Origin of the sequence: Robertmurraya dakarensis (assembly GCF_900156875.1) — a bacterium.
Classification (GTDB): domain Bacteria; phylum Bacillota; class Bacilli; order Bacillales; family Cytobacillaceae; genus Robertmurraya; species Robertmurraya dakarensis.
This window is the reverse complement of sequence record NZ_LT707408.1, coordinates 23580-35964: the sequence shown is the minus strand read 5'-3', so window position 1 is coordinate 35964 and position 12385 is coordinate 23580. Positions and strand designations below refer to the sequence as shown.

Here is a 12385-nt window from a genome sequence, read left to right as displayed (position 1 = left end):
GTATTTTTTATTTTAAGGAGTATCTTACCAACGGTAATGAGCAAATGCTTTATTTGCTTCTGCCATTTTATGTGTATCTTCACGCTTCTTAACTGATGCACCAGTGTTGTTTGCTGCATCAAGGATTTCGTTAGCTAAACGCTCTTCCATTGTCTTTTCTCCGCGAAGGCGTGAGTAATTAACTAACCAACGCAGTCCAAGTGTTGTACGACGATCAGGGCGTACCTCAACTGGTACTTGGTAGTTAGAACCCCCTACACGACGTGCTTTTACTTCAAGTACAGGCATGATGTTTTTTAGTGCTGCATCGAACACTTCCATTGGTTCTTTACCCGTACGTTCACGAATAATATCAAATGCTGAGTATAGAATAGCTTGCGATTTTCCTCTTTTACCATCAACCATCATCTTGTTGATTAAACGAGTGATTAGCTTTGAGTTGTACATTGGATCAGGTAATACATCTCTTTTTGCTACAGGTCCTTTACGTGGCATTTTTTTTCCTCCTTTCAAAAGGTAATTATTTTCTAGTTAATTATTTTTTTGCTGCTTTAGGTTTCTTAGTACCGTACTTAGAACGACCTTGCATACGGTTGTTTACGCCAGCTGTATCTAACGCACCACGGACGATGTGATAACGTACCCCTGGTAAGTCTTTTACACGACCTCCACGGATTAATACAACGCTGTGCTCTTGTAGGTTGTGACCGATACCAGGGATATATGCAGTTACCTCAATTCCGTTTGTTAAACGAACACGTGCATATTTACGTAACGCTGAGTTCGGCTTCTTCGGAGTCATTGTACCAACACGAGTACAAACACCGCGTTTTTGTGGTGAAGATAAATTAGTTTGTGCTTTCTTGAAGCTGTTATAACCTTTGTTTAGCGCAGGTGATTTTGACTTTTCCTCTTTTGATTTACGAGGCTTGCGCACTAATTGATTAATAGTAGGCATTTATGTTTCCTCCCTTCGTTTTTGTTTAAGCCCACACATCCAGGTGGTTCATTTTGAAGCAAAAAACAAAGTCATTGTAGTATATGTGCTACAAGGACAGTTTTTAAATGGTTATTGCCACGGTTGAAGCTGAAACATCAATGCCGCATGCTTTTCCAAGCATCTTCATCGAGTCTACATATATAATTGGGATTTTCAACTCTTCAGCAGCACTTATAACTTTAGCTGTCAAATATCGATCAGCATCAGACGCTATAAGCACTTCCTTAGCTATCCCATTTTTTATCGCCTTAACCGTCTGCTTTGTTCCTATCGTGATGTTTTTCGCCTGAGCTACTTTTTCATAAGACATGAATACATCCTCCAAAGTATCAGGTAATAGGAGCACCTTTGCTATATTAGCATCTTAGAAAAGTAATGTCAACACTAGAAATTATTTTTTTACAAAACTAATTTTGCAGTCTCACAAATAATTCTTTAAAATGCGGCACATGTCTTGTAACATGCACCGCACCAGTTAACGATTACTCTACAATTACTGTGTCTTCTGGTTCTTCCGCAGTAATGACTGGTTCTGCTTTGCGATAGCGCTGCATACCTGTTCCTGCAGGAACCAACTTACCTATAATAACATTTTCTTTTAATCCTAGCAACTCATCACGTTTACCTTTTATAGCAGCATCTGTAAGAACTCTTGTTGTTTCTTGGAATGACGCTGCTGATAGGAATGGATCCGTTTCAAGAGATGCCTTTGTAATACCAAGCAATACCGGACGTCCAGTTGCTGGTAATTTTCCTTCTAACAAGGCTCTTTCGTTTGCATCAGTGAATTGGTGGATATCAAGCAGTGATCCTGGCAGAACATCCGTTTCCCCAGCGTCGATGACACGGATTTTACGAAGCATTTGTCGTACCATAACTTCAACGTGCTTATCTCCAATTTCAACCCCTTGCATACGATAAACCTTTTGTACTTCTTTAAGTAAATACTCTTGTACTGCATTTACATCTTTTACTTTTATTAATTCCTTCGGATCAATTGAACCTTCTGTTAGCTCTTGCCCGCGTTCTACTCTATCATTCACAGCTACTTTCAAACGCGCTGTGTATGGAGCAGTATAAGTACGGGATTCAAGTTCACCTTGTACGATGATTTCGTGTTGTCTGTCTCGACCTTCATTAATGCCGACGACAACCCCTTCTAACTCAGAGATTACAGCTTGCCCCTTAGGATTACGTGCTTCAAAAATTTCTTGGATACGAGGTAAACCTTGTGTAATATCGTCTCCGGCAACCCCACCAGTATGGAATGTACGCATTGTTAACTGAGTACCAGGTTCTCCAATGGATTGTGCAGCGATGATTCCAACTGCTTCACCCACTTCAACTTCCTGGCCAGTTGCTAAGTTACGGCCATAACACTTCTTACATACACCATGACGTGTGTTACACGTAAACGCAGAACGAATCCAAACTTCTTCAATATTCGCTTCTATTACTTCAACAGCTAAGTCTTCAGTAATCAATCCGTTTTCAGGAACAATCACTTCGTTCGTTTCTGGATGTTTGATCGCTTTTCTTGCATATCGGCCAATTAATCGTTCTTCCAATGGTTCAATAACTTCAGTACCATCCTTAAGAGCACTTATTAACAAGCCACGATCAGTACCACAGTCATCATCACGAACAATTACATCCTGAGCAACGTCAACAAGACGGCGAGTCAGATAACCTGAGTCAGCTGTTTTTAGTGCTGTATCTGCTAGACCTTTACGAGCACCGTGTGTTGAAATAAAGTATTCTAACACCGTTAATCCTTCACGGAAACTCGAAATGATCGGTAATTCAATGATACGTCCAGCCGGGTTGGCCATCAATCCACGCATACCAGCTAACTGTGTAAAGTTAGATGCGTTACCACGAGCTCCAGAATCACTCATCATGAAGATTGGGTTTGTTTTATCTAAAGACTTCATTAGTTTAGCTTGGATATTATCCTTCGCTGCACTCCAGATCGAAATGACGCGGTCATAACGTTCGTCTTCAGTAATCAAACCACGTCTGAACTGCTTCATCACGTTATCGACTTTGCTTTGGGCTTCATCAATAATTTCCTGCTTTTCCTTTAATACCACGATGTCAGCAACACCAACGGTAATACCAGCTTTTGTTGAGTGTCTGAATCCTAGGTTTTTCATACGGTCAAGCATTTTTGATGTTTCAGTAATTTTGAACTTCTTGAATACTTCAGCAATAATATTTCCAAGTATTTTCTTCTTAAACGGATCAACAAGCGGCATCCCTTTAATGATTTCTCTAACATCCGCGCCTTTTTCAACAAAATACTTACTAGGAGTTTCTTCTTCTAGGTTTCCTTTTGTCGGTTCGTTAATATACGGGAAAGACTCTGGTAAGATCTCATTAAAGATAAGTTTACCAACAGTTGTGATCAGCATCATATTGTTCTGTTCTTCAGTGAATGTTTGATTTTTTAATGAACCAGCATGCACAGCAACACGAGTATGCAAATGCACATAACCATTTTGGTATGCGAGCAATGCTTCATTCGTATCCTTAAAGATCATTCCTTCTCCTACGGCACCTTCACGTTCTAATGTTAGATAATAGTTTCCTAAAACCATATCCTGTGAAGGAGTTACTACTGGTTTCCCGTCTTTAGGATTAAGAATGTTCTGTGCAGCCAGCATCAATAGTCTAGCTTCTGCTTGAGCTTCTGCTGAAAGCGGTACGTGAACTGCCATCTGGTCTCCATCAAAGTCCGCATTGTATGCAGTACATACAAGTGGGTGCAGACGGATAGCACGACCTTCTACAAGAGTTGGTTCAAATGCTTGAATACCTAATCTATGCAATGTAGGGGCACGGTTTAACAGAACTGGGTGCTCCTTAATAACTTCTTCTAAAACATCCCAGACTTCTGGCTGCAATCTTTCAATTTTACGTTTTGCAGATTTAATATTATGAGCTAAGCCCTTTTCAACAAGTTCCTTCATGACAAATGGCTTAAATAACTCAATTGCCATTTCTTTTGGTAATCCACATTGATACATCTTCAAGTTCGGTCCAACTACGATAACTGAACGTCCAGAGTAATCAACACGCTTACCAAGCAAGTTTTGACGGAAGCGGCCTTGCTTCCCTTTTAGCATATGAGAAAGGGATTTTAATGGACGGTTACCCGGTCCTGTTACTGGACGGCCACGACGGCCATTATCAATTAGTGCGTCTACTGCTTCTTGAAGCATGCGCTTTTCATTCTGAACAATGATGCTTGGAGCGCCTAGATCTAGTAAACGTTTTAAGCGATTGTTTCTATTAATAACACGACGGTACAGGTCGTTTAGGTCAGACGTCGCAAAACGGCCTCCGTCTAATTGAACCATCGGACGCAGTTCAGGAGGAATTACAGGAAGTACATCTAGAATCATCCAAGAAGGCTCATTCCCAGAATTACGGAATGCCTCTAATACTTCCAGCCTTTTAATTGCTCTAGTACGACGTTGTCCTTGAGCTGTCTTTAACTCTTCTTTTAAAATATCAACTTCTTTGTCGAGGTCGATATCGGAGAGAAGCTTTTTGATTGATTCAGCACCCATCGATGCTTGAAATTTATTACCGAACTTATCACGGTATGCGCGATATTCTTTTTCGGATAAAAGCTGCTTCTTTTCAAGCGTAGTATCTCCAGGCTCTGTTACTACATAGGATGCAAAATAAATTACTTCTTCGAGCGCACGCGGAGACATATCAAGAATTAATCCCATTCTGCTTGGGATTCCTTTAAAATACCAAATATGAGAAACAGGAGCGGCTAGTTCAATATGCCCCATTCTTTCACGGCGTACCTTTGCTCTTGTAACTTCAACCCCACAACGGTCACATACAACACCTTTATAACGTACTCGTTTGTATTTTCCGCAGTGACATTCCCAGTCTTTTTGTGGTCCAAAGATACGTTCACAAAATAAACCGTCTTTTTCTGGCTTTAATGTACGATAGTTAATCGTTTCGGGTTTCTTTACTTCTCCAAAAGACCATGAACGAATCTTATCGGGCGAAGCAAGACCTATTTTCATATACTCAAAATTATTGACATCCAGCAAGGGGCCTACCTCCCTTTTGATCTACAGGTTTTACCCTTATTGCTAATCTAAAATTCAGCAAGTTATCCTCTCAAGCTAAGCTGTACGCTTCTTCCTGAGAGGATACATGAATATTACAATTTGTGTATTAATTATTCTTTAGATCCAACTGTTTCTGACTCAGCTTCTTGTGTTTCAGGAGCAACTGTTAGTGATTCAGCCTGTTGGACTTCGTCCTCATCTTCTAAATCACGCATTTCAATTTCCTTTTCGTCTCCGGAAAGGATTTTAACATCCATCCCTAAGCTTTGAAGTTCTTTCATTAATACCCTGAACGATTCCGGCACACCAGGTTCTGGAACATTTTCACCTTTCACAATCGCTTCATATGTTTTAACACGGCCAACAACGTCATCCGATTTAACCGTTAGAATTTCTTGAAGCGTATATGCTGCACCGTATGCTTCAAGTGCCCATACTTCCATTTCTCCAAAACGCTGACCGCCAAACTGAGCTTTACCGCCAAGTGGCTGCTGTGTAACTAGAGAGTATGGTCCAGTAGAACGTGCATGAAGCTTATCGTCAACCATGTGAGCAAGCTTGATCATGTACATAACACCGACAGAGACACGATTATCAAACGGTTCCCCAGTGCGGCCGTCATATAATACAGTTTTCGCATCACGAGCCATTCCAGCTTCTTCAATCGTTGACCAAACATCATCCTCCGTTGCACCATCGAATACCGGTGAAGCAACATGAATTCCAAGCTGTCTTGCAGCCATTCCTAAATGAAGCTCCAACACCTGCCCGATGTTCATACGAGAAGGAACCCCTAATGGGTTTAACATGATATCAACTGGCGTTCCGTCTGGCAGATAAGGCATATCCTCTTCTGGTAAAATTCTAGAGATAACCCCTTTGTTACCATGGCGCCCCGCCATCTTATCGCCTTCATGTATCTTACGCTTCTGTACAATGTACACACGAACAAGCTGATTTACACCTGGAGGCAGTTCATCTCCGTCTTCACGATTGAAGACTTTTACATCATGGACAATTCCACCGCCGCCATGCGGTACACGTAGAGAAGTATCACGAACTTCGCGTGCTTTTTCTCCAAAGATTGCATGAAGCAAACGTTCTTCTGCGGTAAGTTCCGTTACACCCTTAGGTGTCACTTTACCAACAAGCAGATCACCATCTTTTACTTCTGCACCAATACGGATAATTCCACGTTCGTCAAGATTTCTAAGCGCATCTTCCCCGACATTAGGAATATCTCGTGTAATTTCTTCAGGTCCTAATTTCGTATCACGAGATTCTGATTCATATTCTTCAATATGAATAGACGTGTATACATCATCTTTTACCAGTCTTTCACTCATGATGATGGCATCTTCATAGTTATAACCATCCCAAGTCATAAATGCTACCAGCACATTACGCCCTAGAGCTAATTCACCAAGTTCCATCGAAGGACCATCAGCAAGTATTTCACCTTTAGTCACATGATTTCCTACAGCTACTATCGGACGCTGGTTATAGCAAGTACCTTGGTTAGAACGAACAAATTTTAACAATCTATATTTATCTAGGTCACCTTTAACTTCTTGGCCATCGACGTTTGTTATGCGGCGAACCCAGATTTCACGAGCTTCAACATGTTCCACAATTCCTTCATGTTTGCAGATAACAGCGGCTCCAGAGTCTTTCCCTGAAACATACTCCATACCTGTACCAACTCTTGGTGCCTCCGGCTGCATAAGAGGAACAGCTTGACGTTGCATGTTCGCACCCATCAGCGCACGGTTTGAGTCATCATTCTCTAAGAATGGGATACATGCTGTCGCTGCCGATACAACCTGCTTAGGTGATACATCCATATAGTCGATACGATCACGGTGCATAACAGTGTTTTCTCCGCGGAAACGAGAAACGATATCTTCATCAATAAATGAACCATCTTCATCTAAGCGGGCATTCGCTTGGGCTACTACATAATTATCTTCTTCATCTGCTGTTAAGTAATCAATATGATTTGTCACTTTACCCGTTTCAGGGTCAACACGACGATATGGTGTTTCGATAAATCCAAATCGATTTACTTTCGCAAATGATGACAGGGAGTTAATCAAACCAATGTTCGGTCCCTCAGGTGTCTCAATTGGGCACATACGTCCATAGTGGGAATAGTGAACGTCACGCACTTCGAAACCTGCACGTTCACGAGTTAAACCACCCGGTCCAAGTGCAGATAAACGTCGCTTGTGAGTTAATTCTGCCAATGGGTTCGTCTGATCCATGAACTGAGAAAGCTGAGAGCTTCCAAAGAACTCTTTAATAGAGGCAATAACCGGTCGAATATTAATCAGCTGCTGTGGTGTAATCGTATTCGTATCTTGAATAGACATTCTCTCACGAACAACACGTTCCATTCTTGATAAACCAATTCTGAATTGGTTTTGGAGCAATTCACCTACAGAACGCAGACGACGGTTACCTAAGTGGTCGATATCATCGGTATCTCCCACGCCATGCAACAAGTTAAAGAAATAGCTGATAGAAGCAATGATATCTGCTGGAGAAATGTTCTTAACTGCTTCTTCCACATAAGCATTTCCAATAACATTGATGACTTTTTCTCCATCTTCATTTGGAGCATAAATTTTAATGGATTGTGTCAGAACCTCTTCCTCAACAACCCCTCCAACCGGACTAAATTTCTTGAACCCAATATCCTTCTCTAAGTTAGGAATAATACGGTCTAACGTCCGACGGTCAAGTAAAACACCTTTTTCCGCAATGATTTCACCAGTTTCTGGATCAACCAGCGTTTCAGCAAGACGCTGATTAAAAAGTCTATTTTTAATATGAAGCTTCTTATTTATTTTATAGCGGCCTACATTAGCTAAATCATAGCGTTTTGGATCAAAGAAACGAGATACCAATAAGCTTTTAGCATTATCTACTGTAGGTGGTTCTCCTGGGCGAAGACGTTCATAAATCTCCAGTAATGCTTTATCTGTACCCTCTGTGTTGTCTTTTTCTAAAGTGTTACGAAGATACTCGTTATCACCGACTAGATCTAGAATTTCTTGGTCTGAACCGAATCCAAGGGCACGCAAAAGAACCGTAACAGGCAGTTTCCTTGTACGATCGATTCTAACGTACACAACATCCTTAGCGTCGGTTTCATACTCCAGCCAAGCCCCGCGATTCGGGATAACTGTTGCAGTAAAGCCTCTCTTTCCATTTTTATCAAGCTTACCGCTATAATACACACTAGGTGAACGGACAAGCTGAGAGACAATAACGCGTTCTGCGCCGTTAATGACGAATGTACCAGTTTCTGTCATAAGCGGGAAGTCACCCATAAAGACATCCTGATCTTTTACTTCGCCTGTTTCTTTGTTAACAAGACGCACTTTGACACGTAATGGTGCAGAATATGTAACATCTCGTTCTTTTGATTCCTCAACGGAATACTTTGGATCGCCAAGACTGTAATCAATAAATTCAAGCGACAAATTACCAGTGAAGTCCTCAATCGGTGAAATATCCTGGAACATCTCACGTAAACCCTCATCAAGAAACCATTGATAAGAAGAGGTTTGGATTTCAATTAAATTTGGTAATTCCAATACTTCACTGATTCGTGCGTAACTTCTACGTTGGCGGTGTCGTCCATACTGAACTAGTTGACCTGTCAACTGATTCACCCCTCAAATCAAGCGTTATAGTGCATCTATTATCAGAAAAGCGGAAACGCACCTTCGACAACCCCGAAAGGCACAGCTCAAGCCGGCTTTTTACTATCCATAACCATTTAGACGGTTTGATTTGTGTTCTAAAAGAGCTATACGAGGCGCCGGAGCTAAACAACCACTTGCTCCAAACCACCTTTCTCATAAGACAAAAAGAAAAAGGGTTTTTAATCTCAAAAACCACATCTTCATAATACGAACTATTATTTTGTTAGTTTTCCCTTGCTATTCCAACTTTATACAGTAAACACAAAAAATAGTAAGAGAACCATAAAATATTATGTTGGCATTTTATAATATTAACATAGCGAAAATGTCAAGTCAAATATTTTTTCGCGCGTAAAATAAAATAGCCTTTTTTCTTTTCAACGATTTCAACATCTCCAAAAAGCTCAGTCATCTTATCGATTGCAGATGGAGCTCCTTGTTTCTTTTGAATAACAACCCAAAGCTCACCACCATTACACAAGTGATCAAAGCTCTGCACAAAAATATCATGCACTACTTTTTTCCCTGCACGAATCGGGGGATTAGTAAGAATAGCTGCAAATTGACTATGCTTTACATTTAATAAACGATCACTTTCGTATATTGAGACATTTGAAATACCATTTAATTGTGCATTTTCCTTTGCTAGACCAAGCGCACGATCATTGACATCTACCATATGTACGTTCCTGTTGGATTCCTTTGCAATAGATAACCCAATAGGACCGTACCCGCAGCCTACATCCAAAATATCTCCATCAACAGAAGGGTACTCGAACATTTCAATCAATAATCTTGACCCAAAGTCCACTTCGCTTTTTGAAAAAACTCCTTGATCAGTCTTAAATTTGAACCTATTATTCCTTAGTGTATATTCCCAATAAATCGGGTTGCTTTCCACCTTAGGTTCACGAGAGTAATAATGATCACCCATAGAGTCACCTCTTTCTACTATCCCGAACGAATTATAAATGATATTTTTTGAAAAAGCAAAAAAAGCCCGCTTTGCAGCGGACTTTTTTTTAATTCATTATTACTTAACTTCAACGTTAGCTCCAACTTCTTCAAGTTTAGCTTTGATTTCTTCAGCTTCTTCTTTAGAAACGCCTTCTTTAAGTGGCTTCGGAGCGTTATCAACAACTTCTTTAGCTTCTTTAAGTCCAAGGCCAGTGATTTCACGTACAACCTTGATAACTTTGATTTTTTGATCTCCTGCAGAAGCAAGAACAACATCAAATTCAGTTTTTTCTTCAGCAGCGCCACCAGCAGCAGCTCCACCCATAACAGCTACAGGAGCTGCAGCAGTTACACCAAATTCTTCTTCGATTGCTTTTACTAAGTCATTTAATTCTAAAACAGTCATATTTTTAACTGCTTCAATGATTTGTTCTTTAGTCATGATAAAATTTCCTCCTTGGAATGTTTTGTTTTATTTTAATAGAACGAGATTAATTTCAACTTATGCGCCTTGTTCTTCTTTTTGATCTGCCACAGCTTTTGCAGCAAGAGCAAGATTGCGAATAGGAGCTTGAAGTACGCTGAGTAACATTGAAAGTAAACCTTCGCGTGATGGTAGATCTGCAAGTGCTTTGATCTCCTCAACAGATACAATGTTTCCTTCAATAACACCTGCTTTAATTTCAAGAGCTTCATTCTTTTTAGAGAACTCATTTAAAATTTTAGCAGGAGCAACAACATCTTCCGTACTGAACGCAATTGCGTTTGGACCAGTTAGTGCGTCATTCAAACCTGCAAGTTCAGCAGCTTCAGATGCACGGCGTGTTAAAGAGTTTTTGTAAACTTTGAATTCAACTCCAGCTTCACGAAGTTGTTTACGAAGTTCAGTTACTTCCGCAACGTTAAGACCGCGGTAATCAACAACAATTGTTGATACGCTGTTTTTTAGTTTGTCAGCAATTTCTTCGACGACTTGTTTCTTTAGTTCGATAGCGTTGCCCATTTTTACACCTCCTGTGAATTTGCTACATTCATACCGTTCATATAAAAACCTCCACATCAACCAGACATGGAGGAGATATACAATAGTCGTAAAAAACGAACAATCATGTTTTTCTATCGTATTACCTCGGTAGGAAATTAAGCCGTTAAGCACCTACTGTCTGCGGTACAAATGTTATTTATTTTTAACAACAAAATCTATTATATAAAGTTAGATTCTGTTTGTCAATCACATCAATTTGGTAAAATATTACTTCGCTACAGATGAAGGATCTACTTTTACACCAGGTCCCATAGTAGTAGTTACAGTAACATTCTTCATGTAAGTTCCTTTTGCAGCAGCTGGCTTAGCTTTCATCATTGTATCGAAAATAGTGTTGAAGTTTTCAACAAGCTTTTCGTTATCAAATGATGTTTTACCAATTGGAACATGAACGTTTCCAGCTTTATCTACACGGTACTCAACTTTACCTGCTTTAATTTCGTTAACTGCTTTTGTTACATCAAATGTAACTGTACCAGTTTTAGGGTTTGGCATTAAACCTTTAGGTCCTAATACACGGCCAAGTTTACCAACTTCACCCATCATGTCTGGTGTAGCAACGATTACATCAAATTCAAACCAGCCTTGGTTGATTTTGTTGATGTATTCAGCATCTCCAACATAATCTGCTCCAGCCGCTTCAGCTTCTTTCATCTTTTCGCCTTTAGCGAAAACAAGAACGCGTTGCGTTTTACCAGTACCATTTGGAAGTACTACTGCTCCACGGATTTGTTGGTCAGCTTTCTTAGGGTCTACTCCTAGACGGAAAGCAGCTTCTACAGTTGCATCAAATTTAGCTGTGTTTGTTTGCTTAGCTAATTCGATTGCTTCAACAACTGGGTAAGCTTTTGTACGATCTACAAGCTTTGCAGCTTCTATATATTTCTTACCTTTTTTCGGCATTATAATTTCCTCCTAAATATTGTGGTTTTAGCGGAATAACCTCCCACTCAATGTTAGACGCAATAAAGGTTGCGAGTGAAACCAAATTCAACGTCGCAACCCCTAGAACCCTAACCTTTTAGCATGGATTAGTCTTCGATCGTGATACCCATGCTGCGTGCAGTACCTTCAACCATGCGCATAGCTGCTTCGACGCTAGCTGCATTTAAATCAGGCATTTTTGACTCAGCAATCTCGCGTACTTTATCACGCTTAACTGTTGCTACTTTATTACGGTTTGGTTCACCAGAACCTGACTCAATTCCAGCTGCTTTCTTTAGAAGAACGGCAGCAGGTGGAGTTTTCGTAATAAATGTAAATGAACGGTCTTCAAAAACCGTAATTTCAACAGGTATGATTAAACCAGCTTGTTCAGCCGTACGAGCGTTGAACTCTTTACAGAATCCCATGATATTAACACCTGCTTGACCTAGTGCTGGTCCTACTGGTGGCGCTGGATTAGCTTTAGCTGCAGGGATTTGCAATTTAACAACCTTAATTACTTTTTTAGCCACGAGACACACCTCCTTAAAGTCCGTGATGTGGTAATAGGGATAAACCCTCCCACTCATCTAATAAGTCTTTCATTTTAGAAAGACCTTGGCAATCTTGTCTTATCTAAGAC

10 protein-coding genes and 1 other annotated feature are annotated in these 12385 nt (G+C 40.3%); all 10 genes read right to left on the bottom strand.

The features are described from left to right. Positions 1-24 precede the first annotated feature (24 nt). Entirely contained in the window at positions 25-495 is a 471-nt protein-coding gene (rpsG, locus tag CZ487_RS00935) for a 30S ribosomal protein S7 (protein ID WP_077210471.1), read from the bottom strand. 40 nt (positions 496-535) lie between these two features. Further along, positions 536-958, bottom strand: coding sequence for a 30S ribosomal protein S12 (rpsL, locus tag CZ487_RS00930; RefSeq protein WP_077210470.1), 423 nt, complete (start codon positions 956-958; stop codon positions 536-538). 103 nt (positions 959-1061) lie between these two features. Next, positions 1062-1310 (bottom strand): 50S ribosomal protein L7ae-like protein, encoded by a 249-nt coding sequence (locus tag CZ487_RS00925; RefSeq protein ID WP_077210469.1) that lies wholly within the window; start codon positions 1308-1310, stop codon positions 1062-1064. A gap of 172 nt (positions 1311-1482) precedes the next feature. Continuing rightward, positions 1483-5082, bottom strand: a complete 3600-nt coding sequence (gene rpoC, locus CZ487_RS00920) for a DNA-directed RNA polymerase subunit beta' (RefSeq protein WP_077210468.1) — start codon at positions 5080-5082, stop codon at positions 1483-1485. Between the two features lie 131 nt (positions 5083-5213). Further along, a complete protein-coding gene (gene rpoB, locus CZ487_RS00915) occupies positions 5214-8774 on the bottom strand; it encodes a DNA-directed RNA polymerase subunit beta (protein WP_077210467.1) in 3561 nt (1186 codons plus the stop codon). Between the two features lie 370 nt (positions 8775-9144). Beyond that, on the bottom strand, positions 9145-9750 hold the full coding sequence (locus CZ487_RS00910; protein ID WP_077210466.1) for a class I SAM-dependent methyltransferase: 606 nt from the start codon (positions 9748-9750) through the stop codon (positions 9145-9147). 99 nt (positions 9751-9849) lie between these two features. Further along, on the bottom strand, positions 9850-10215 hold the full coding sequence (rplL, locus tag CZ487_RS00905) for a 50S ribosomal protein L7/L12 (protein WP_077210465.1): 366 nt from the start codon (positions 10213-10215) through the stop codon (positions 9850-9852). A gap of 60 nt (positions 10216-10275) precedes the next feature. Beyond that, a complete protein-coding gene (gene rplJ / locus CZ487_RS00900) occupies positions 10276-10776 on the bottom strand; it encodes a 50S ribosomal protein L10 (protein WP_077210464.1) in 501 nt (166 codons plus the stop codon). 33 nt (positions 10777-10809) lie between these two features. Beyond that, positions 10810-10960: a sequence feature (ribosomal protein L10 leader region), on the bottom strand. A gap of 65 nt (positions 10961-11025) precedes the next feature. Beyond that, complete coding sequence (rplA, locus tag CZ487_RS00895; protein WP_077210463.1) at positions 11026-11721, bottom strand: 50S ribosomal protein L1; 696 nt, start codon at positions 11719-11721, stop codon at positions 11026-11028. A 128-nt stretch (positions 11722-11849) separates the two neighbouring features. Then, positions 11850-12275, bottom strand: coding sequence for a 50S ribosomal protein L11 (gene rplK / locus CZ487_RS00890; protein ID WP_139339510.1), 426 nt, complete (start codon positions 12273-12275; stop codon positions 11850-11852). Positions 12276-12385 lie beyond the last annotated feature (110 nt).

What these genes read in the sequence shown, in the direction of transcription:
- rplL (WP_077210465.1), bottom strand. Translation starts at nt 10,215, where the DNA reads ATGACTAAAGAACAAATCATTGAAGCAGTTAAAAATATGACTGTTTTA.
- CZ487_RS00925 (WP_077210469.1), bottom strand. Translation starts at nt 1,310, where the DNA reads ATGTCTTATGAAAAAGTAGCTCAGGCGAAAAACATCACGATAGGAACA.
- CZ487_RS00910 (WP_077210466.1), bottom strand. Translation starts at nt 9,750, where the DNA reads ATGGGTGATCATTATTACTCTCGTGAACCTAAGGTGGAAAGCAACCCG.
- rplA (WP_077210463.1), bottom strand. Translation starts at nt 11,721, where the DNA reads ATGCCGAAAAAAGGTAAGAAATATATAGAAGCTGCAAAGCTTGTAGAT.
- rpsG (WP_077210471.1), bottom strand. Translation starts at nt 495, where the DNA reads ATGCCACGTAAAGGACCTGTAGCAAAAAGAGATGTATTACCTGATCCA.
- rpsL (WP_077210470.1), bottom strand. Translation starts at nt 958, where the DNA reads ATGCCTACTATTAATCAATTAGTGCGCAAGCCTCGTAAATCAAAAGAG.
- rplJ (WP_077210464.1), bottom strand. Translation starts at nt 10,776, where the DNA reads ATGGGCAACGCTATCGAACTAAAGAAACAAGTCGTCGAAGAAATTGCT.